This window comes from Bifidobacterium pullorum DSM 20433 (assembly GCF_000771405.1).
GTDB lineage: Bacteria > Actinomycetota > Actinomycetes > Actinomycetales > Bifidobacteriaceae > Bifidobacterium > Bifidobacterium pullorum.
Genome location: NZ_JDUI01000011.1, coordinates 26,369 through 49,134, shown reverse-complemented (window position 1 = coordinate 49,134; position 22,766 = coordinate 26,369). Strand labels below are relative to the sequence as shown.

Here is a 22,766-nt window from a genome sequence, read left to right as displayed (position 1 = left end):
GACAGCCCTGTGCTTATAGGGTGTTGGCGGTTAACCCGCCAACACCCTTTTCAGTTATTGTCCGGCATGCGTGCCGGGCCGGCGGTGCCGCCGGGTTCCAGCGTGGTCGGCACGACGATGGTCGCCTCGTCCGGCGTGCCGCCGTCAACCAGGTTCAACGCATGCCGGGCCGCCATCCGTCCGATCTCCCTTGCAGGCTGCGCCATCGTGCTCAGGTTGACCGCGGCGGCCATATCCGAACCGTCGAATCCGAATACGGAGATGTCCCCGGGCACGCGCAGCCCCATCGCCTCCAGGTCGTGGATGACCGGCAGCGCCAGCTGATCCGCCCAGGTGCAGATGGCGGTCGGACGGTCGGGCATGGAGACCAGCGAGGCCACAGCCTGCCGGATGGCGTTCCGGTCGTTGACGTCGATGAAGATCATCCCGCAATCCTGAAGCCCCAGTTCGGCGATTTCATCCTGATAGCCGCGGGGGCGGGCATCGAAGCCCCAATCGTCACCGGAGATCGGGTCCGCGCGGCCGATGTAGCAGAACCTGCGATGTCCGAGGGCGGCCAGATATCGCACGATCTGGGCCTCGGAGCTCTCGTCGTCGATGGCGATGGACATCTGGCAGTAGGTCAGGTCGGAGGCGTTGACGGAGACGATGGGCATGGCCATGCCCATCAGCGCCCGCTTCTCGTCCTCGTTGAGCGCGAATCCGGCGATCAGCGCGTCGTCCAGGGTCTTCAGGCCGGCGCCGTCCCACAGCGTCAGCTCGCAGAACGGTCCGCGCATCATCTCCTCGTCCGACACCCCGGACATCGCCCGCGTCACCGACATCGGCTCAGCCGTGCGCGGCAACCATCTGACCAATCTTGAGGAATACGCCGACGCCTATGGCTGGGAGCTGCCGGACGCGCAGACCACCATCTACCGCGTGGATGATGAGGGCCAGATTGGCGCCGACGGCGACCTGTACGCCGTGCCGAGCAGCCTGTCGATGACCGGCCTGTTCTGGAACAAGGACCTGGGCGCCAAGATCGGCCTGACCGAGGCCCCCAAGTCCATGGAGGAGCTGGAGGACGCCATGGCCAAGGCCAAGGACGCCGGCATCCTGCCGATGATGCTCCCCGGCAAGGACGGCGGCGCCTCCTTCATCTACCAGGCGCTGATGGTCAACGCCGGCGGTGCCGACGCCGTCCAGAGCTGGATTGTCCAGAACGACGGCGCGTCCTTCGACACCGACGCGGCCAAGACCGCGGCCGAAACGCTGCAGTCGTGGGCCGAGGCCGGCTACCTGCCCAGCGACGTGAACGCCGTCGACGCCTCCACCGCGCTCGGCCGCTTCACCGCCGGCGAAGGCCTGTTCTTCCCCAGCGGCAACTGGAACGTCGCCTCCGTCTCCGAGGCCATGGGTGACGCCGCCGGCTTCACCTCCTACCCGGGCACGACCGAATCCGACCCGGCCACCGCCGCCCTGAACGCCGGCTCCGCCTTCGGCATCCCGGCCAACGCCAAGAACAAGAACGCCGCCGCGGCCTTCCTCGACTACCTGACCACCGAGGAGGCCCGCCAGATCGTCATCGACAACAGCGGCTACGCCCCGGCCGGCGACGGCGAACTGCCCACCAGCGGCGACGCGCTGGTCACCGAGATGCTCACCGTCTACGGCGACCTGATGAGCGATGGCGCCACCACCGACTTCATCAACAACGCGACCGCCGGCATCCAGTCCAGCACCCTGATCCCGAACTTCCAGCTGCTGCTCGACGGCTCCCTCGACGCCGCGGAATTCCCCGGTATCGTGCAGTCCGCGTACGAAGAGGAACTCGGAAAGTAGTTCGCCATGGCCAAGTCCAAGCCCACCAACACCCCTTCCGGCCCGCGTAAGGGCGCGGGCCGGAAGGGCCGATCGCCGCCGCCCCTCGACGGTGATCGCCGGATACCTCTTCCTCGCACCCGCGCTGATCTTCTACGCGGTGTTCGAACTGTGGCCGATCATCCAGACCGCCTGGTACTCGTTCTACGACTGGAACGGCATCGACGCCAGCACCTTCGTCGGCATCGACAACTACATCAAGGTGTTCACCGATCCCAAGCTCATCGGCAGCATCGGCCACGCGTTCTTCCTCATCATCTTCTTCTCGATCCTGCCGATCGTCCTCGGCCTGATCACCGCCGCGCTGATCAAGGACATCAAGCACAAGGCCACCAGCACCTTCGCCCAGGTCTGCCTGTTCCTGCCCCGCGTCATCCCCGGCGCCGCGGCCGGCGTGGCCTGGACCTGGATGCTCGCCGACGACGGCACCGTCAACCAGATCCTGCGCGGACTCGGCCTCGACGGCGCCACCCACACCTGGCTCGGCGATCAGGCCACGGCCCTGTCCGCGGTCGGCATCATCGGCTTCTGGCTCCAGCTCGGCTTCTGCGTCGTGCTGCTGCTGAGCGGCATCGGCGCGATCGACGTCTCGCTGTACGAGGCGGCCAGCCTCGACGGCGCCGGCTGGTGGCGGCAGCTGTTCGCCATCACCATCCCCGGTCTGCGCGGCCAGCTCAGCGTCTGCCTGACCATGACCGTCGTGGCCGCGCTCGCCAGCTTCGACGTGGTGTTCATGTCCACGCAGGGCGGCCCCGGCTACTCGACCATGGTCCCCGGCGTGCAGGTCTACCAGCTCGCGTTCACGCAGAGCCGCGTCGGCCTGGCCTCGGCGCTCGCCATCGTGCTGATGGTGCTGGTGCTGCTGGTCGTCGGCCCGCTGCAGCGGCTCGTCCAGGGTAAGGGGGAGTGAGATGAAGCAGTCCATGTCCGTGCGTACGATCGGCAACCTCGTGCTCGCCCTGACGATCATCTTCTCGATCATCCCGTTCATCTCGATGCTCTCCGCGGCCCTCCAGCCGCAGGGCTCGATGCCCACCGGCATCCAGTTCACCACCGCCCCGCATTGGGAGAACTTCATCGACGCGTGGAACATCGCGAACATCACCCCGCTGCTCAAGTCCAGCCTGATTCTGGTGATCGGCGTGGTGCCGGCCGTGATCCTGTTCTCCGCGCTCGGCGGTTACGCCATGGCCCAGCTCAAGGTGCCGGGCCGCGGCCTGATCATGCTGCTGTTCATGATCGGTCTGACGATCCCGTTCGAAACGCTCGTCACCCCGCTGTACTACGAGGTGGACGCGATGGGCATCCTCAACACCCGTTGGGCGCTCATCCTGCCGATGATCGGCCTGAACATGCCGTTCGGCATCATGTGGATGCGTTCGCACTTCGAGCAGATGCCGCGCGACCTGATGGAGGCCGCCTCCATCGATGGCGCCGGCCACTGGCGCACCTTCGTGTCGATCCAGCTGCCGTTGGCGCTGCCCGCGCTCTCCTCGCTCGGCATCCTGACGTTCCTGTCCACCTGGAACCAGTTCCTGCTGGCGGTTGTGCTCATCAACGATCCGAACAAGCGCACGATGGCCGGCGCGCTGCAGTCCTTCGTGGGCCAGTACCAGACCGACGTGGTGCTGCTCAATGCGGGCGCGCTGCTTATCATGGCGCCGACGATGATCCTGTTCATCATCCTGCAGCGGTACTTCATCCGCGCGATGCTGGCAGGCTCCGTCAAGGGCTGACCGCATCCCGCCCAAGTGTTGCGGCCGTCGGCATCCCCGTTCGATGGCCGCAACGCAACGTGAATTGTGAGGCATGACTATGACCATCGACGAACAACGAGACTGGTGGCGCGACGCCGTCATCTACCAGATCTACCCGCGGTCCTTCGCCGACTGCGACGGCGACGGCGACGGCGATCTGAACGGCGTCATCGCCCGTCTCGATTATCTGAACGCCCTCGGCGTGGACGCCGTCTGGCTCTCCCCGTTCTACCCCTCGCCGCAGGCCGACGGCGGGTACGACGTGGCCGACTACTGCGCCGTCGACCCCCGATTCGGCACGATGGACGACTTCGACCGGCTCGTCGCCGAGGCGCACGCCCGCGGCATCCGCGTCATCGTGGACATCGTCCCGAACCACACGTCGGAGCGGCACCGGTGGTTCCAGGAGGCGATCGCCGCCGCCCCCGGCTCCCCGGAACGCGACCGGTACGTGTTCCGGCGCGGCCGCGGCGACCACGGCGAACTGCCGCCGACCAACTGGCTGAGCAACTTCGGCGGCTCCGCGTGGGAGCCCTGCGGCGACGGCTGGTACTACCTGCACCTGTTCGCCAAGGAACAGCCGGACCTGAACTGGGATAACCCGGAGGTCCGCGAGGAGTTCCTGCGCGTGCTGCGGTTCTGGTGCGACAAGGGCGTGGACGGGTTCCGCATCGACGTTTCGCACGGCCTGGCCAAGGACCTGCGCGACCCGTTGCGCGACCGCCCGGACCCGAACGTCATGGGCCCGCAGGCCGCCGACGGCTCCGACCCGATCTGGGACCGCGACGAGGTGCACACGATCTACCGTGCCTGGCGCGAACTGTTCAACGAGTATGTGCCTGCCAAGTACGCGATCGGCGAGTCCTGGCAGCCGTTCACCCCGCGCATCTTCCAGTACGCGCGGCAGGACGAGCTGGGTGCCGTCTTCGATTTCTCGTTGGAGAAGGCGGTCTGGGACCGCGACGATTACCGGTCGATCATCGAACGCACCGTCGATTGCGCCCGCCAGGCGGCCACCGCGCCCACCTGGGTGCTCGGCAACCACGATGTGCCGCGCGTCGCCTCCCGGCTCGGGGTGCCGGCCGGTGCGGACGTGGAGGCGTGGGTGACGTCGAACGGGACTGATCCGGTCATCGACGCCGCCTCGGCATGGCGTCGCGCCCGTGCGGCCGCGCTGATCATGCTCGGTCTGCCCGGCACCGCGTTCATCTACCAAGGCGAGGAGCTCGGCCTGCCCGAGGATCTGGAGCTGACGCCCGACCAGCTGCAGGACCCGAACTGGGAACGCAGCGGACACCGGTTCAAGGGGCGGGACGGCTGCCGCGTGCCGCTGCCGTGGTCGGCGGAGGGCCCGTCGTTCGGGTTCAACGGCACCGGTGCCGCATGGCTGCCCCAGCCCGCCTGGTTCGCCGACTATGCGGCCGACACCCAGGACGGGGTCGACGGCTCCACGCTGGAGCTGTACCGTGAGGCCGTGGCGTTGCGCCGGACCTGGGTGGCCCGCGGGGCGGACACCGCAATGACCTGGCTGGACGGCCTGTCCGCCGAGGAACCCGACCTGCTGGCCTGGCGGCTGCCTTCCGGCATGACCGTGATGGTGAACTTCTCGGGCGAGCGCAGTGTGCCGCTGCCCGAGGATGCCACCGTGCTGGTCTCGTCGGATGAAGGGTGGGTGCGGAGGTGTTGCCTCCGGAAACCGCCGTCTGGTTGGCCTGACCTGGTGACGGGGCGCTGACGACCGATCGTGCGGCCGTCAGCGCCCCATCCCATATACTGCAGCTGTTGACTTGGGTGCGCGAACCGGCCCGTTGGCACCGGTTTTTCAACCGTTGACTACTGTGTGCTGTGCATAATCCCGCGCAAATGGGCCTGTTCTGTTGTCAGTATCATCCACCAGCTCCGCAAGAAGATAGAGCCTGATCCGGCGCAGCCGGTTTATATCCAGACCGTGATCCATACCGGATATAAGTTCGTCATACCAAAGGAATAAAGGACAGGAACCCGCTGGCCTTCACCGGCTGCCGGGTTACGCTTTCTTATTTAGTAGCTGCAGATATTTTTATCAGGAATAATGAAAATATCTTCTCAATGGCTGACAGAAAAGGTATAATGAGGAAAAGACAAATTTGAATTTTACAGCGAGGTGAAAAGGTTGAACTATGTTGAATATGGGAAAGGAAATAGTAATGTAATTATCCTCTTACATGGAGGTGGTTTGTCATGGTGGAATTACAAAGAAATTGCTGAAATGCTACAAACGAATTATCATATAATTATACCTGTATTAGACGGTCATGCAGGAAGTGATAAACGATTTACAACGATAGAAAATAATGCTTTAGAGATTATAGAATTTATAAATGATAAACTGGATGGTTCCGTTTTATTGATTGGAGGACTATCACTTGGAGGACAGATTTTACTTGAAATTTTATCTCAACGTAAGGATATATGTAAGTATGCAATAGTGGAAAGCGCACTTGTAATACCTTCAAAATTCACATATTTTATGATTAAGCCTGCGTTTGGGAGTTGTTATGGTTTGATAAAGTATAAATGGTTTTCAAAATTACAATTCAAATCATTACGAATAAAGCAGCATTTGTTTGATAATTATTACAAAGATACTTGTGCAATAACAAAGAGCGATATGATTGCTTTTTTACAGGAAAACTCATTATATTCCTTAAAAGATGGGATTGAAGAGAGCGAAGCAATAGTTCATATTTTTGTCGGAGAAAAAGAAAATCACTCAATGAAAAAGTCGGCAGAACTAATTCATAAAAAACTACAGAATAGTTCTATACAAGTTCTTCCTAATATGTACCATGGAGAGTTTTCAATAAACCATGCAGGTGATTATGTAAGAAGACTATTAGAAATAATAGAACAAAGATAAATTCCAATTTGTGTAAGTAAAGAGGGGGCTTAAAATGCGTATTTTGGAATATGGCAATACAAATAATCCAACAATAATGCTTGTTCATGGTTTTGAAAGTCCATATCAAATATGGATTGATTATATAGAGCATTATAAAGAGAACTATCATATTCTTGTGCCAATTTTGCCGGGGCATGATGTGCAGGAGAAGTCCGAGTTCAATTCCTTTGATGATACTGCAAAAGAGATAGAAAATTATTGTATATCAAAATCTATTAACCATATATACGCAATTTATGGAATGAGCATGGGTGGAGTTTTAACATCGTATTTATGGAAAAACAAAAGGCTTACCTTTGAAAAGGTTATTTTAGAAAGTTCACCACTTTTACCATTTGGAAAATATATGACTCAAATGCTTATAAAACAGTACTTGTCTATAACAAAAAAAGCAAGAGAACGAAATCAAAAAGTGGTACGAAACGCAATAAATACAATGGTAACAGAAGATATGTTGGATGTGTTTTTAGAGCTGTTAGATAATATATCAGATGAAACCATAAAAAAATATTTATATGCAGTTGGACAATTTAAACTTCCTTCAGATATTGATACGCCCAATACACAGATTATTTATTTTTATGGTGGAAAGATAAATGAATTTGTTTTTAGAAACGTAGCTAAATATATCAAGAAAAATTATAAAAATTCCATAACTATTTGTTCAAAAGGAAAGGGACATTGTGAGGACGCATTACTGCATTCAAATGAGTGGATTGATCGACTGGATAAATATATTATCTAGTATTGCAAATCCTAATTTGCTAAAAACTCTAAACGTTAAAAAACGGGAATCCGATAGCCTACCGGCTGTCGGGTTCCTTTTTCTTTTCACCCTCGACTTATTCTGTCGAGATTTGACGATTATTCTGACCGTGTTCCTATCGCAGACAAACTTCCCCATGATTTGACAACGATATAATTTTCTTAGATTCCATAAGGAGGAATCCGTTCTGATTGAACGGCAGCTTTGCAGTCCATTTGAACGAATGATAAATTTAGCCGCCGTTTCTTTTCAAGGATAAACTTAAAAGAAAATGACGACTATTCCCCGACAAAGTACACGGCGGCACTAGGAGGTGTTGACCGTGTTTTCTATTTCTCAATGTCGAATTTCGACAGATTTTGTGTGTGGCAAAATTCCCATCCAAAACTACAGATACCGTTCATTCCCTTATGCTCTGGCAACGGTTTTCTGCGGCCTTTTTCCTAAGAAATCCACGGCAGGTTTTTGGTTTCTCAGCCTGTCGGGGTTTTTGCAATTTCTTCTAAAAAAGTTTTCTCTGTTTTCCAAATTTTCTTCTGTCGTCAAAGGGATAATGCGCGAAAGGAAAGTAAGCCATTATGAAAAAGCAAGTATCTGATCCAGTAACAATCCAGCATCAATTTTATTCCTTTGTCAAAAAAGTTCTTGCCGGAGAAGTCAAGTCCTATCGCGCAGAAATGGCAAGACAGTCCGCCAAAGAAGCTCTGTTGCCGCCGTCTTTTCAACCGTTGACTTGTGTGTGCAGAAGGCCCGTTCCCCGCCCGCATCTTCAACTGTTGATAATCTGGCGTTATGCGCCGCCGTCAGCCAACGAAGAAGACCGCCATGCCCGACACCGTTGTTCCGGACTCCCCGCCCAGCCCCGCCGACCTCCACACGGCGGCGGACTGCCCGGTGGCTGTTCGCCAGGTGGCCGCGCAGATAATCAATGGAACCCGCGGCTACGGCGGCACCATAGGCCATGCCGTACTCCTGCCGGACAGTGTGGTCCGGATCGCCGCCGAACCCGACGCGGATTGCCCGACATGGCGCATCGACGTGCACGCCGCGGTTCCGCAGCCGGACGGTTATGACAAACGATTCCAGGAGCAGGACACGTTCAACCCCGATTGCGCGCTTGAGGTGACCTTCGACGTCCGGCCTGCGCCGCATGGCCCGATGCTGTGCCTGTATCAGCACAAGGAATGGTGGATGCGCCCGGCATGGTGCACTAATCCCGCCGATATCCCGCCCCGCACGCAGCTGGTGCTGTGGCGCAGCGACGAACGTGGCGACCTCCCCGCAGCGGCTAAGACCGACGTGCCGACGGGCGGCGTCTTGGCGGGCGGCAAACCGCAGCAGGACACCGATGAGCCTGCTTCCGCCGCAACATGGACCGCCGTCATGGCATTCAGCGGCGATGATGTCCGCGCCGACCTGCATGGCGATATAGGACCGGAATCCGACGGACAGAAGTCCGTCGACGGTGGTACCTCCGGCGGCAACTTGCCATCCGGCGGCAACGTCGTCGGCTCGTCCGTTGCCGGCATCATCGACCCATCCACTATTAGCGGCCGTTTCCGGCTCAACGTCGCCTCCAACCGCGCGGGACGCACCGCGCTCGCCGACACCGTCGCCTACGTGGCGCAGGGCGCCGATCCGTACGCCGTCATCCGCGTCTGTGTCGCGGCCGGCGCGCGTCGCAACGGCATCGCCACGGTTGACCGACGGCCGCTGCCGGAAGCCCTGTCCGGGTTCGGCTGGTGTACGTGGGACTCGCTCGGCCGTGACGTCAGCGAGGCCGCCATCGTGGAGAAGATGGAGGAGTTCCATGCCAAGGGCGTCCCCGTGTCCTGGGTCATGATCGATGACGGCTGGTCGCGCACCGACCGCGAGGCCGAAACATTGATCGGGCTTGACGCGGACCCCGAACGGTTCCCGCACGGTCTGGCGCACACCGTCGATCTGCTGCGGGAACGGTACGGCGTGCGCCACGTCGGCGTCTGGGCCGCGTTCCAGGGCTACTGGAGCGGTCTGGAGCCGAGCGGGCAGGCGGTGGCGCTGATTGGCGCCGAGCATCTGACTGCGACGTCGAACGGCTGCCTGATCCCCGGCCCCGGCCGCCGGCAGGCGACGATGTTCTGGGCGACATGGCTGTCACTGCTGAGGGACATGGGCATCGACTGCGTCAAGATCGATTCGCAGAGTTCCATGTCCACGATGACCCGCGGCGTGGAAAGCTACGGCGAAGCGACCATCGAACGCCATGCCGCGCTCGATCGACTGGTCGAAACCGAAATGGGCGGCGCGATAATCAACTGCATGGGCATGGCGCCGGAGAGCTATTGGCATAGGCCGGTCTCCGCGGTGACCCGCACCAGCGACGACTTCCTGCCGCACGACCCGGCGTCCTTGGCCGAGCATCTGTTGCAGAACGCGTACTGCTCGCTGTTGATGGGGGAGTTGTACCGCTGCGATTGGGACATGTTCTGGACCAGTCATCCGCATGCGCGAACCCATGCGCTGATGCGCGCGCTGAGTGCGGGGCCGGTCTACTGTTCGGATGCCGCCGGGCGGACCGATCCGGCCGTGTTCGGCCCGTTGCTGTTGAACGATGGTCGTGTGCCCAGACCGGATACGGCCGCGGTGCCGGTGCCGTCGGCGTTGTTGGCCGACCCGACGTGCGCGGAGTCGGCCTGGTGCGTGACCGCAACGTGTGGTGACTGGCGGCTGCTGGCATTCGTCGGGATGAACCCCGACCGGCCGCAGCGGATCCGGTTGCATGAGGCGTTGCGGGGGCTGCCGGCATGCGCGGACGGTGGCGAACGCTGGGTTGTGGACCGGGAGGCGATGACAGCGGAGCGGCTCCGCCCGGGTGCCGATGAGGGGAGTGCCGGGCCGCTGCTGGCGTATGGCGAGTCCCGGTTGTACTACGTGTGGGACGGGTCGCGGGATGCGGCGGTGATGCCGCTCGGGTTGATCGACAAGATCGTGGCCCCTGCCACGGTCGCCGTTGGTGCCGGCGACGACCAGGTGTCCGATTCGGAGGCGATGGCGGTGAGGTTGGCGGAACCGGGGCGATTTGCGCTCCTGGATCCCGATGCGCGGTGCGTGGACGTGCGTTGCAACGGGGAGACGGTGCCCGTACATCGGAACGGGGCGTTGTGCATGGCGGATTGCGACGATACCAGGGTGGATATCCGCTGGAAGGCATGACCGGGATGCCGACTGTGGGCCGACGATGCCGGTCAGCAGCCGTGGCACCGGTTGTCGGGTTGTCGGTAGGCGTTGCGCTGGCCGGAGGGCGTTGCGCTGGTCGGTGGGCGTGATGCCGGCCGGCGCGGCACTGAACTGTCGCTGGTGCAGGCCTGCTGGCCGGTGCCGGCCGGGAGGGAGTGTATGCGTATTCAAAATGGCTGTGCGATGACCAGAGATTACATGATTCCAATGCGTGCCGAAACGGCGTTGTTCTGCGGAAAATGGTATGGAAACGCGGGATTGACGGCCTGTTGAAGATGGTGGATACTGGGAGTGCGATACCGGACGTCTGGAATGTAAGCGTATGCAACACGACGGTCGCCCGGGGCAATGCAGCAGGAATCAATCGATGACGTAACGGTTCGTCGCCATCCACGGCGGCGGCCGCAAGATCGGCAGGCACAGCGGGCTCGTGGCGGAACCGCTGGCAGGAAAGGAAGGACCCTATGACCACTCCGCAGCGTACCGCACTGCCCGACTCGGTGCGTACGAACGGCGCGACCCCGAACCCCTGGTGGGCGAACGCGGTCGTCTACCAGATCTATCCGCGCAGCTTCCAGGATTCCAACAACGACGGCATGGGCGACATCAAGGGCATCACCTCGCGCCTGGACTATCTGGCCGGTCTGGGCGTGGACGTGCTGTGGCTGTCCCCGGTGTTCAAGTCCCCGCAGGATGACAACGGCTATGACATCGCCGACTATCAGGACATCGACCCGATGTTCGGCACGCTCGCCGACGTGGACGAGATGCTGTCCGAGGCCCACAAGCGCGGCCTGAAGGTCATCATGGATCTGGTGGTCAACCACACCTCCGACGAGCACGCCTGGTTCCAGGCTTCGCGCGACAAGAACGACCCGCACGCCGACTGGTACATCTGGCGTCCCGCGCGTGAGGGCCACGAGCCCGGCACGCCCGGCGCCGAACCGAACCGCTGGGGCTCCTACTTCGGCGGCTCCGCCTGGCAGTATGACGAGCGGCGCGGCGAATACTTCCTGCACCAGTACTCCAAGAAGCAGCCGGACCTTAACTGGGAGAACCCGGACGTGCGCCATGCGGTGTACGCCATGATGAACTGGTGGATGGACCGCGGCATCGACGGCTTCCGCATGGACGTGATCACCCAGATCTCCAAGACCTACGACGCCAACGGCAAGCTGCCCGGCGAGGACGGTTCCCTGATCGAGGACTACCCGGTGGGCGAGGAGGGCTATTCGTCGCCGTTCCCCTGGTGCTCCGACGGTCCGCGTGTGGACGAGTACCTGCAGGAGATGCGCCGCGAGGTGTTCGCCGGCCGCGACGGGTTCATCACCGTGGGCGAGGCCCCGGGCATCGACGCGGCGCGCAACAGCGTCATCACCAACCCGGCCAACGGCGAGCTCGACATGCTCTTCGTGTTCACCCACATGGACTTCGACTGCGACGGCACCAAGTGGAACCCCGTGCCGTTCAAACTCACCGCGCTCAAGCAGACGCTGGGCGACCAGCAGCGCGCCGTGCATGAGGCCGGCTGGACGAGCCTGTTCGACAGCAACCACGACCAGCCGCGCCCCGCCTCCCGCTGGGGCGACGAATCCCCGCGCTCCGCGAAGGCCGTCGGCCTGATGCTGCACATGCACCGCGGTACCCCGTACATCTATCAGGGCGAGGAGCTGGGCATGACCAACGCCCACTTCACCCGCCTCGACCAGTACCGCGACCTGGAGACCCTGAACGCCTACCGCCAGCGTGTGGAGGAGGCCCAGGTGCAGACCGCCGAATCGATCATGGACGCGTTCGCCAAGCGCAGCCGCGACAATGCGCGCACGCCGATGCAATGGGACGATTCCGCCTATGCCGGCTTCATGGATGCGGACGCCGCCGTCGGGCCGTGGATCTCGGTCAACCCGAACCATGACGCCATCAACGCCGCCGCCGAGGTCAACGACCCCGATTCCGTGTACGCGTTCTACCAGCGTCTCATCGCGCTGCGCCACGAGAACCCGGTCGTGGCCGCCGGCGCGTGGGAACTGGTCGACGCCGACGACGAGCGGGTCTACGCCTTCACCCGCACGCTCGACGGCGAACGACTGCTGGTTATGGTCAACATGAGCGCCGCCGACGCGGCCGTGCCCGCCGAATCCGCCGCGCTGCTGCCCGGTGAGATCGCGGCCGACGCTGTGGTGATCGACACGTATGACGTGCCCGCCGAGGGCGGCTACGACGTCGCCCACGCGGTCGCGTCCCTCCAGGCCGGCACGCTGGCCCCGTGGGAGGGCGTCGTCGTCCGGATCTGATCGGATCGGCCGTACCTCGGTCAACGCATGCTAAGCGGCGCATACTCCCATCCGCGGGACTATGCGCCGCTTGGCTGTCTTCGGGCGTATGCCGCAGCCGTGGGCACTTGCGTTCGGGGTCGTATGCTCGGGCTTGCGTGTCCGCCCGCGGGAATACGTGTTTCGGTGAAAATGGACGCCGGCGGCCGCGGTTCGCCGCAGCCGCCTACAATGCCGTATATGGAACAGAACGACGTCCTCAAAGCATTGCAGCGTGACCATGCCGCCGAACTGAAGCTCGCCGCCGAGCGTCTTGACGGCACCGCGAAACACACGGAAATCATCCCCTCGCCGGTCCTGTCGGAGATGACCGGCCACACGATTCTGCTCAAGCCCGAGAACCTGCAGGTCACCGGATCGTTCAAGATCCGCGGCGCCTACAACAAGATCGCCTCCCTGAGCGAGGAGGAGCTCGCGCGCGGCATCGTCACCGCCTCAGCCGGCAACCATGCGCAGGGCGTGGCCTACGCCGCCCGGGAACGCGGTGCGAAGGCCACCATCCTGATGCCGCAGATCACCCCGCCCCTGAAGGTCGACGCCACCAAGGCGTACGGCGCCGACGTGGTGCTGCACGGCGACGTGTTCGACGAGGCCGCCGCCTACGCCGCCGAGCTGAGCGAGAAGCAGGGCATGATCTATGTGCCGCCGTTCGACGACTACGAGGTGCTGTGCGGCCAGGGCACCATCGGCCTGGAGATCCTCGAGGACGTGCCCGACGTGACCGATATCGTCGTGCCCCTGGGCGGCGGCGGACTTGGCGCGGGCGTGGCGCTCGCCGTCAAGACCTTCAAACCCGAGGTCCGCGTGATCGGCGCGATCCCGGAGGGTTCTCCCGCGTTCAAGAACTCGTTGGCCGCCGGTCGCGTGGTGGCCGCCGACCAGGTGGTCACGTCGGCCGAGGGCGTGGCCGTCAAACGTCCGGGCGACCTGACCTTCGCCCTGCTCAACGAGTTCCTGGACGATCTGGTCACCGTCAGCGAACGCGACATCAACGAGATGATCCTGCTCATGCTGGAGAAGCACAAGCTGGTGGTGGAGGCCGCGGGCGCGGTGTCCCTGGCGGCCTTGGAGCATCTGAACCTGCGCTCGCGCAAGTTCGCCTCCGCGCCGGGACCGCATGTGGTGGTGCCGATCGTCTCCGGCGGCAACATCGATACCGTCACCATCGGCGCGGTCATCCAGAAGGGCATGATCGCCCGCGGGCGCATCATGAACTTCGAGGTCGAACTGCCGGATACCCCGGGCCAGCTCGTCAAGGTGGCCACCATCCTGGCGCAGGAACGCGCGAACGTCATCGCCCTGGACCACGACCAGTTCAAGGCCAGCGGCGTCTACACGAACGCCGTCGCGCTCGGCGTCACCGTGGAGACCAACGGCCCCGACCACATCGACCGTATCCTCGCGGCCCTGCGCGAAGCCGGCTACCAGCCCCGGCGGATTTACTGAACGCTGCGGCATCGTGCCTCATACATGAAAAGCGCAACGGCATCCACCGTTGCGCTTTCGTCATTGCCGGCTATCGCCGCCGCGACGTCAGTACTTCATGCCCATGGCGGCGCGCACCTCGTCGAGTGTCTCCTCGGCGATCGCATTCGCGCGCTTGTTGCCCTCGTGCAGGATGTCGCGGATCGTGTCCATATCCTTGGCCAGCTCGGCGCGGCGCTCGCGGTGCGGGGCCAGGAACGCGTTGACCGACTCGGTCACATACTGCTTGAGCGCGCCGGCGCCGGCATTGCCGATCTCCTCGGCGATTTCCTTCGGGTCGCGACCGGTCGCCAGACCGGCGGTGGTCAGCAGCGCGGAGACCTGCGGGCGGTTGACCGGGTCGAACGTGATCATGCGCTCAGAATCGGTCGGGCTCTTCTTGATGAGCTTGGCCGTCTCCTCGGCGGTGGCGCCCAGCGAGATCGCATTGCCGTACGACTTGCTCATCTTGCGGCCGTCCAGACCCGGGATCTCCGGCGCCTCGGACAGGATGGCGGCCGGCTCCGGGAATACCGGATGCTTCTTGGCGTAACGCTCGTTGAACCGGCGCGCGATCGTGCGCGTGATTTCGATGTGCGGGAGCTGGTCCTTGCCCACCGGCACGACGTTGCCCTTGCAGAACAGGATGTCGCACGCCTGATGGATCGGATAGGTCAGCAGCAGGCCGGTCAGCGCGTGGCCCGAGGCCTCCATCTCGGCCTTGACCGTCGGGTTGCGGTGCAGCTCGGACTCGGTGACCAGCGAGAGGAACGGCAGCATGAGCTGGTTCTCGGCCGGCACCGCGGAATGTGTGAAGATCATGGTCTTGTTCGGGTCGATGCCCGCCGCCAGATACTCGATCACCAGGTTGAGCACGTTGTCCTCGATGTGCTCGGTGGTGTCGCGGTCGGTGATGACCTGGTAGTCGGCGATGATGATGTTGGTGTGCACGCCCTTGTCCTGCATGCGGACGCGCTCCAGAATCGTGCCGAAGTAATGGCCCAGATGCAGGCGGCCGGTCGGGCGGTCGCCGGTCAGCATCGTGAACTTGCCGGGATTCGCCTCCAGCGCGGCCAGCGTCTCATCCGAACGCTTCTTGGCGGCGAGGAAGCTGGCGCTCACCTCATTGCCCGCCGCGGTGATATCGGGTTCCACTGTCTCGTTCGTCATCTTCGCATCCCTTGCAATAGTTCGGTTTTCGGCTGGTTTTCATCGTAAAAGGCTGAGCCGACAACGAACGGGGGCGTACTAGTGGTACGCTCTTATGTGATGAATTGAACGCATAGTAATCCTCAGGGGGTCAGATGGGCCGCGGACGACAGAAGGCAAAACAGCAGAAAATAGCCCGGAAGCTCAAGTATCTGACCACCGACACCGATTACGACGAGCTCGCCAAGGAGCTCAGCGCGCAGGAGCCGGGCACCGGTTCGGTCGATCCGTTCTCGCATGAAGAGGTCCAGTACGTCCACGATGCGGACGATGCGGCCGATGACGGGTATGAGGACGCGTACGCCGAGGACACCGCAGACCCGGTGGATGATGATTTGGACGAGTACGCCAAGTGGGCCGCCGAAGCCGCCGCGAAGGCGACCAGCGGCGAGATGCCCGCGGTGAAGGCCGCGCCCAAGCCGCGTCCGATCCCCATGCCGATGCCGAGCGCCCTCAAGCCCAAGCCCGCCGCCGGCAAGTAAGCGTTTCCCTCCACCGCTCAAGGTCTTAACAAACACGCCCGGCCTGTACGGACTCTGACACTTTGTGACCGTGATCTATGTTCCGGAATGGCGCTATTCCGCCGTTTTGGGGAATAGATTACGGTCACGATGGATCAGAGTCCGTAGAGGCCGGGCGTGTTGGGACGGTTGTGTCACGGTCACGATGGGTCACGATGGATCGCGATGGGACAGAGCGTGCGGGCGCTCACAACAGCGGTAGGAGGTCGCTCAGGTCGTCGCGCTCGCCGACGGCGGTGATGCGGCCGGCCTCCTTCTCCTCGGACCATGTGGTGATGCCCGCGGCCAGGCGCAGCCACACCTCCGGGTCGAGCTCGATGACGTCCGGCGGGGTCAGGTTGTGTGGGTCGGAGGCCGGTCCCTCGAGGATCTTGATCGCGCCCCACGGTGCCACACGCACCTCCACGCCGGGGCCGGGCGCCTTGCGTTCCAGCAGATGCAGCGAGTAGCGCACCGCCATCGCCCAGACGGGCCGCGGCAGGCTCGGTTTCAGCGAGAGTCGGAACGCCGCTGTCGATGCCTGCGTTCCGGTGCCGTTGAGCATGTCCTTCGCCGCGTCGCGCCACTGGGCGAACGCCGACCGCCCCTTATCCAGATCCTGTTCCCGTATCACTGCCATGCGAGCCATTGTCCCTCGGGCTGATGACCGTCGGTTCCTCGCGACCGGCATTGTGGCCGGCACTGCGCATTGTCTCTCGGGCTGATGACCGTTGGTGCCCGGTGGAATGTCGGGCCTTCGGGTTTATCCGGATCTGGGAACTTTGCCGTATCGGGCGGAGTGTGCGCGCTCACACACATGATTCCTCCGACGTGGACGCAGGAGCGGCGAAACCGTGGACTCCGGACTTGGCTGATTTCTGTAGGGGTCGTGCTAGGCTCAGGGATGAAAACGTATGCAAGATGTCATGCGCCGTTCATGTCGCAGATGGCCGGAGCGGGCTGATTCAAGGCATAATGTTTCTCGGAGTATTATCCGTCAGAGGGAGTCAGATAATGACTGAAATTACCGCACCGAAGTCCCCCATCACGACTGCGGAGTTCGCGGATGAGATCCGCGAGCAGCTCAAGTACATGCAGGGCGTGACCGTCGAACAGGCCACGCCGGCCGACGTGTACGTCGCCGCCTCCACCGCCGTGCGTCGTCATCTCATGGATTCCTGGATGAAGACGCAGCAGGACATGGTCAACGGCAACACCAAGGCCGTCGGCTACCTGAGCGCCGAGTTCCTGATGGGCAAGCAGCTGCGCAACGCGCTGCTCAACGCCGGCCTGACCGAGCAGTTCGACGAGGCCGTCGAGCAGCTCGGCTTCGACTACCAGGACGTCATCGATTCTGAGTACGAGCCCGCGCTGGGCAACGGCGGCCTGGGCCGCCTCGCCGCCTGCTTCATCGACTCGCTGGCCTCGCTGGGCGTGCCGGCGTTCGGCTACGGCATCCAGTACAAGTACGGCATCTTCAAGCAGTCCTTCAACGAGCAGGGCCAGCAGATCGAGAACCCGGAATACTGGCTCGCCAACGAGGAGCCGTGGGGCCACGTCGACTACAACCGCTCGCAGCGCGTGGACTTCGGCGGCTACGTGGCCGACGAGGACGGCAAGCGCGTGTGGCATCCGGCCACCTGCGTGCGCGCCGTGCCGGTCGACTACATGGTGCCGGGCTACGCCTCGGGCCGCGTGAACACGCTGCGCCTGTGGACCGCCAAGAGCTACGATGAGTTCGACCTGCTCACCTTCAACCGTTCCGATTACCTCAACGCCGTCCGCCCGCAGGTCGACGCCGAGAACATCTCCAAGATCCTGTACCCGGAGGACTCCACCCCGCAGGGCAAGCGTCTGCGTCTGCAGCAGCAGTACTTCTTCGTGGCCGCGTCCATCCACGACGCGATCCGCGTGTTCTACCCGGGCCAGGAGCATCCGGACCTGACCACCTTCCCGGACAAGATCACGTTCCAGCTCAACGACACGCACCCGGTCATCGGCATCCCCGAGCTCATGCGCGTGCTGATCGACGAGTACGGCTACGACTGGGATACCGCGTGGAACATCACCACCCGCACCTTCAACTACACCTGCCATACGCTGCTGCCGGAGGCGCTCGAGGTGTGGCCGGCCCACCTGATCGGCGAGCTGCTGCCGCGCCACCTGGAGATCATCTACCAGATCAACGACCACTTCATGGCCGAGATCTCCGGCAAGACCCGTGACAAGGCCAAGATCGAGCGCATGCGCATCGTCACCGAGGGCGACGACCCGCAGGTGCGCATGGCCTACCTGGCCGTGGCCGGCGGTTCGCACGTCAACGGCGTGGCCGAGCTGCACTCGCAGCTGCTCAAGGACATCACGCTCAAGGACTTCTCCGACCTGTACGGCGAGAAGTTCACGAACGTGACCAACGGCGTGACCCCGCGCCGCTTCATCAAGCTGGCCAACCCGCGCCTGTCCGACCTGATCACCGAGGGTCTGGGTACCGACAAGTGGCTGAGCGACCTCGAGCTGCTCAAGGGCCTCGAGCCGCTGGCCCAGGATGACGAGTTCGTCAAGAAGTTCGCAGAGGTCAAGCACGCCAACAAGGTGAGCTTCGCCAACTACGCCAAGCGCCAGTACGGCTTCGACATGAACCCGGACACCATGTTCAACTCGATGATCAAGCGTCTGCACGAGTACAAGCGTCAGAGCCTGAAGATCCTGGCCCTGATCGCCCGCTACGCGGATATCAAGAACGGCAACATGTCCGCCGACGAGGTCATGCCGCGCACCGTGATCTTCGGCGCCAAGTCCGCTCCGGGCTACTACATGGCCAAGCTGACGATCCAGCTGATCAACAACGTGGCCCGCGTGGTCAACAACGATCCGGACGTCAAGGGCAAGCTCAACGTGTTCTTCCCGTGGAACTACAACGTGCGCCTGGCCCAGCACCTGATCCCCGCCACCGACCTGGACGAGCAGATCTCGCAGGCCGGCAAGGAGGCCTCGGGCACCGGCAACATGAAGTTCGCTCTCAACGGCGCGCTGACCGTCGGCACGCTCGACGGCGCGAACGTGGAGATCCGCGAACGCGTCGGCGCCGAGAACTTCTTCCTCTTCGGCATGACCGTCGACGAGGTCGAGGCGCTCTACGAGAAGGGCTACGGCCCGGCCGCCTACTATGAGGCCAACCCGCGCCTGAAGCAGGCCATCGACATGATCTCCAACGGCACCTTCTCCAACGGCGACCGCAACACCTTCGCGCCGCTCGTTGCCGACTGGTTGACCAAGGACTACTTCATGACCCTGGCCGACTTCGACTCCTACACCGCCATCCAGGCCGACATCGAGGCCCTGTACCGCACCCCGCTCGAGTGGCACCGCAAGGCCCTCCTCAACGTGGCGAACTCCGGCTACTTCAGCTCGGACCGCTCGATCGAGGATTACCTCGAGCGCATCTGGATGACCGGCCCGCTCGCCGACTGACGGAGCGTCCGCCGCGTTGCGGGGGACTCGACGTACCTCTGTACGCCTTCGTCTCCCGCGTCTTGCGGCCGCACGCGTCACTCGGTTCGCTCCGCTCGCCTTTGTGGGGTTGACGGAGCGTCCGCTCGGTGAGCATTGACATTGAGGCTCACACCCGATGGTGTGAGCCTCAATGCGTTGTGTATGCATACGAAAAGGTCCGCCCCTGTGCAGGGACGGACCTCAAGTCCAAATGCGGGTGAAAACGGATGAAACCCGATCAGGCCTCTTCCGGAGCTTCCGCGGCTTCGGCTTCCTCAACCTCGGCGGCCGGCGCCTCGGCGGCGACCTCCTTGGCCAGGCCCAGGTCGACGGGCGAGGAGCTGTTCTCCCACGGTTCCTCCCACGGATCATAATCCGGGTTCTGCTGCTTGTAGATGTACAGACCGACGACTGCGGCAAGCAGTGCACCGAACAGCAACGCGAAGAACTTCCAACCGCTGGACGACTTACGCTCCATAGCGGCCTCCTTTCCGTACATGTGGCCTGCTCATCCAAGCCAACTCTGCTATCCATGATACGGCGATGTTTGTAACGATGTGGTGGATTTCCGCAATGCAAAAGACCGGGGGATTCGTTGCGCGCCCCCGGTAGAGTGGAGCCATGGCATACCGTGGTTTCAACCTGTTCCCCGAGTCCCCGACCCTGCGCGATCTGTTCTCCAAACGCGCGATCCGGTACCACTGGCGCGACAACGGCCCCGTGTTCACCGCCGCCATCGCGATCATCTGCGTGGCGGTCTGGCTGGTCGAGCTGGTGCTGTCGTTCGTCTCGCCCGCCGCGTTGAACGCGGTGGTGGGTTTCGGCGCGATCCAGCCGATGCTGGCCGTCGGACGGCCGTGGACGTTCATCACGTCGATGTTCCTGCATCAGCCGACGTCGATCCTGCATATCCTGTTCAACATGCTGACGTTGTGGTCGGTCGGGCCGATGCTGGAGCGGCTGATGGGCCACTGGCCGTTCCTCGCGCTGTACATGCTTTCGGGCGTCGGCGGCGGCATGGGCATGATGCTGTGGGGCGCCCTGGCCCCGAACGGCGTGGGCTGGTTCACCGCCGCCTACGGTGCCTCCGGGGCGCTGTTCGGCCTGTTCGCGGCGGTGCTGATCGTGTATCGCCGGGTGGGCGCCGACATCACGTCCATGATGGTGTGGATGGTCATCAACTTCCTGATGCCGGTGGTCGTCAGCAATGTGGCCTGGCAGGCGCATCTGGGGGGATTCCTGGTCGGCGCGTTGTTCACCTGGCTGCTGGTCTCCGGGCCCCATGCGCTGCGTGGCAAGAGTCTGGCGTACCGTTCCGCCGTGTACGGCGGCGCGGTGTTTGTTCTGGTGGTGGCCGTGATCCTGCTGTGCAACCTGGCGAATCCGGCGGGATGGCTGGCGTTGCTGGTGTAAGGCCCTCCCGCCTTCCCGATCCAAACCACACAGGTGTAGTTTTCCACAATTGTGGAAAAGGATGTGGATAACTTGGGGACAAGTCGGGGATAACCGGTGGAAAACGCGCGCAGTTATCCACAAAAGGCCGCGAGAACCCTTGTCTTTCAACGGTTTTGCCGGTGTGGACGATTGTGGATGAGTTTATCCACATTATCCACGGTTCCATGCCGTTCGCACTGTGGATAACCGCGCCGACGGCATACCGCTTACAATATGGGCGTGGATATCAGCGAACAGACCCGGGCCTTCGTCCGTGGGCACCGGACCGACGACGTCCGGGACCTCGCCCTGCACGCCAAACGTGTCGAAGGGCTCGACCTGACCTGGGCGCTCGACCAGATCGCCGGATGGCAGACCGCACGCCGCAAACTGCCCCAATGGGCGGACGTCGACGACATCATCTACCCGCCGCATCTCGCCATGGAACAGTGCTCGTCCGAACCCACCGCCCGATACAAGGCCCGTCTGGCCGCACGCCTGCTGGCCGGCGCCGGCCCGGTGGAAACGACGACGGCGGACGCCGTCCCGGAACCCCCGGCAGCGGAACGGGCCGCACAGTCGCACACGTCCGAGTCCCGTCCCGCTTCCGAAGGCACGCTGACCGACCTGACCGGCGGGTTCGGCGTCGATTTCTCCTATATGGCCCGCCGGTTCGCGCATGCGGTCTACGTGGAGCGCCAGTCCCAGCTCTGCGAGATCGTCCGCCACAACGTGGCGGCGCTGGGGCTGGACGGCGTGCGGATCGTCAACGCGCAGGCCGAATCCCATCTGGACGCCATGGACCCGGTCGACGTGATCTATCTGGACCCCGCCCGCCGTGACACCCACGGTGCCCGCACCTATGCCATCGCCGACTGCACGCCCGACGTGCTGGTGCTGCGGGATGGGCTGCTGCGCAAGGCGAGGGTCGTCATCGTGAAGCTGTCGCCCATGCTCGACTGGCATAAGGCCGTCGATGATCTGGGCGGCGTCGTGGATGAGGTGCATATCGTGGCGGTCTCCAACGAGTGCAAGGAACTGTTGCTCGTGCTGCGACGGAACGCCGCTCCCGTACCGCTGGTGCAGTGCGTCAATCTCACCCCGCAGGGGGAGGAGCGGTTCGCGTACACGCCGGAGTCGGGGGATATGCGCGGCGACGTGTACGACGACGTACGTGGGGATATCGCCGCCGAAACCGGCGGGGACGGCGGGGATGACAGTGCGGGTGCCGCCACGGCCGCCGCGCACCGCTACCTGTACGAGCCGAACGCGGCGATCATGAAGGCGGGATGTTTCGCCGAGCTCGGCGCACGCTACGGCCTGACCCCGCTGACCGCGAACAGCCACCTGTACGTCACGGACCGGCCCGTCCCCGGATTCCCGGGACGTGGATTCCGTATCGACGCCATGGCGACGCTTGCGAAGAAGGACCTGAAACGGGTGGTGGCGGGCCTGACCCAAGCCAACATCACCACCCGCAACTTCCCGATGACGGTCGACCAGTTGCGGCGGAAACTCAAACTCAAGGACGGCGGCGACACCTACCTGTTCGCCACCACCGACCGCGCCCGCCGGCATATCCTGATCCGCGCGACGCGGCTGGACCGGGAGTAGGACCGGTTGCGAAGCCGGCTGCGGCACTGGTTCAGCACCGCCGTCGGTCCAGCGTCGCGACCGGGCGGCCGCCGGTTCCGGGACCGTTGATTGCCGTTACGGATGGTGCCCGTCGCGCAACGGTTGCGGCGGATGGGTACGACAACGCGTCCGGACGGCGTCGGCGGACGCCCC

18 protein-coding genes are annotated in these 22,766 nt (G+C 62.5%); 14 read left to right on the top strand and 4 right to left on the bottom strand.

Features of this window, described 5'->3' with window-relative positions; genetic code table 11:
• Positions 1–50: 50 nt before the first annotated feature.
• Entirely contained in the window at positions 51–824 is a 774-nt protein-coding gene (locus OU11_RS06670; protein WP_081963503.1) for a substrate-binding domain-containing protein, read from the bottom strand.
• On the opposite strand from OU11_RS06670, the gene OU11_RS06665 reads away from it, so the two are divergent.
• The 10 genes from OU11_RS06665 to ilvA all read left to right on the top strand — a co-directional run bounded on the left by OU11_RS06665 (position 709) and on the right by ilvA (position 14,325).
• The gene (locus OU11_RS06665) at positions 709–1,824 is read left to right on the top strand and encodes an ABC transporter substrate-binding protein (protein WP_223224103.1); all 1,116 of its coding nucleotides are present in this window, start codon (positions 709–711) and stop codon (positions 1,822–1,824) included. The genes OU11_RS06670 and OU11_RS06665 overlap by 116 nt on opposite strands.
• A 91-nt stretch (positions 1,825–1,915) precedes the next feature.
• On the top strand, positions 1,916–2,773 hold the full coding sequence (locus OU11_RS06660) for a carbohydrate ABC transporter permease (RefSeq protein ID WP_033515484.1): 858 nt from the start codon (positions 1,916–1,918) through the stop codon (positions 2,771–2,773).
• A gap of 1 nt (position 2,774) precedes the next feature.
• Entirely contained in the window at positions 2,775–3,599 is an 825-nt protein-coding gene (locus tag OU11_RS06655) for a carbohydrate ABC transporter permease (RefSeq protein ID WP_033515482.1), read from the top strand.
• 79 nt (positions 3,600–3,678) lie between these two features.
• Positions 3,679–5,355 (top strand): glycoside hydrolase family 13 protein, encoded by a 1,677-nt coding sequence (locus tag OU11_RS06650; protein ID WP_152597111.1) that lies wholly within the window; start codon positions 3,679–3,681, stop codon positions 5,353–5,355.
• Between the two features lie 105 nt (positions 5,356–5,460).
• Entirely contained in the window at positions 5,461–5,610 is a 150-nt protein-coding gene (locus tag OU11_RS09615; protein ID WP_081963501.1) for a winged helix-turn-helix domain-containing protein, read from the top strand.
• A gap of 162 nt (positions 5,611–5,772) precedes the next feature.
• On the top strand, positions 5,773–6,519 hold the full coding sequence (locus tag OU11_RS09020; protein ID WP_081963508.1) for an alpha/beta fold hydrolase: 747 nt from the start codon (positions 5,773–5,775) through the stop codon (positions 6,517–6,519).
• Between the two features lie 43 nt (positions 6,520–6,562).
• On the top strand, positions 6,563–7,306 hold the full coding sequence (locus OU11_RS09245; RefSeq protein ID WP_152597108.1) for an alpha/beta fold hydrolase: 744 nt from the start codon (positions 6,563–6,565) through the stop codon (positions 7,304–7,306).
• 846 nt (positions 7,307–8,152) lie between these two features.
• Positions 8,153–10,522 carry a Sip1-related alpha-galactosidase gene (locus OU11_RS08675; RefSeq protein ID WP_052122750.1) on the top strand — a complete coding sequence of 790 codons (2,370 nt, stop codon included), beginning with the start codon at positions 8,153–8,155 and terminating at the stop codon, positions 10,520–10,522.
• A 488-nt stretch (positions 10,523–11,010) separates the two neighbouring features.
• Positions 11,011–12,840 carry an alpha-glucosidase gene (locus OU11_RS06640; RefSeq protein WP_033515480.1) on the top strand — a complete coding sequence of 610 codons (1,830 nt, stop codon included), beginning with the start codon at positions 11,011–11,013 and terminating at the stop codon, positions 12,838–12,840.
• Positions 12,841–13,059: 219 nt separating this feature from the next.
• Positions 13,060–14,325, top strand: coding sequence for a threonine ammonia-lyase (gene ilvA, locus OU11_RS06635; protein WP_033515576.1), 1,266 nt, complete (start codon positions 13,060–13,062; stop codon positions 14,323–14,325).
• A gap of 87 nt (positions 14,326–14,412) precedes the next feature.
• On the opposite strand, the gene trpS is transcribed toward ilvA, so the two are convergent.
• Positions 14,413–15,513 (bottom strand): tryptophan--tRNA ligase, encoded by a 1,101-nt coding sequence (gene trpS, locus OU11_RS06630; RefSeq protein WP_033515478.1) that lies wholly within the window; start codon positions 15,511–15,513, stop codon positions 14,413–14,415.
• A gap of 134 nt (positions 15,514–15,647) precedes the next feature.
• On the opposite strand from trpS, the gene OU11_RS06625 reads away from it, so the two are divergent.
• Positions 15,648–16,034 (top strand): DUF3073 domain-containing protein, encoded by a 387-nt coding sequence (locus OU11_RS06625; RefSeq protein WP_033515476.1) that lies wholly within the window; start codon positions 15,648–15,650, stop codon positions 16,032–16,034.
• 226 nt (positions 16,035–16,260) lie between these two features.
• Here OU11_RS06625 and OU11_RS06620 read toward each other — a convergent pair whose 3' ends face one another.
• Positions 16,261–16,692, bottom strand: coding sequence for a sterol carrier family protein (locus OU11_RS06620; RefSeq protein WP_033515474.1), 432 nt, complete (start codon positions 16,690–16,692; stop codon positions 16,261–16,263).
• 374 nt (positions 16,693–17,066) lie between these two features.
• Between OU11_RS06620 and OU11_RS06615 the strand changes: the two genes are divergently transcribed.
• Entirely contained in the window at positions 17,067–19,523 is a 2,457-nt protein-coding gene (locus OU11_RS06615; protein WP_033515472.1) for a glycogen/starch/alpha-glucan phosphorylase, read from the top strand.
• Positions 19,524–19,782: 259 nt separating this feature from the next.
• Here OU11_RS06615 and OU11_RS06610 read toward each other — a convergent pair whose 3' ends face one another.
• Entirely contained in the window at positions 19,783–20,022 is a 240-nt protein-coding gene (locus OU11_RS06610; RefSeq protein WP_033515470.1) for a hypothetical protein, read from the bottom strand.
• Positions 20,023–20,165: 143 nt separating this feature from the next.
• On the opposite strand from OU11_RS06610, the gene OU11_RS06605 reads away from it, so the two are divergent.
• Together OU11_RS06605 and OU11_RS06600 are read left to right on the top strand one after the other, a co-directional pair.
• Positions 20,166–20,957: a rhomboid family intramembrane serine protease gene (locus tag OU11_RS06605; RefSeq protein ID WP_033515468.1), complete on the top strand. Its 792-nt coding sequence runs from the start codon at positions 20,166–20,168 to the stop codon at positions 20,955–20,957.
• Between the two features lie 261 nt (positions 20,958–21,218).
• On the top strand, positions 21,219–22,592 hold the full coding sequence (locus OU11_RS06600; RefSeq protein WP_188599654.1) for a THUMP-like domain-containing protein: 1,374 nt from the start codon (positions 21,219–21,221) through the stop codon (positions 22,590–22,592).
• Positions 22,593–22,766 lie beyond the last annotated feature (174 nt).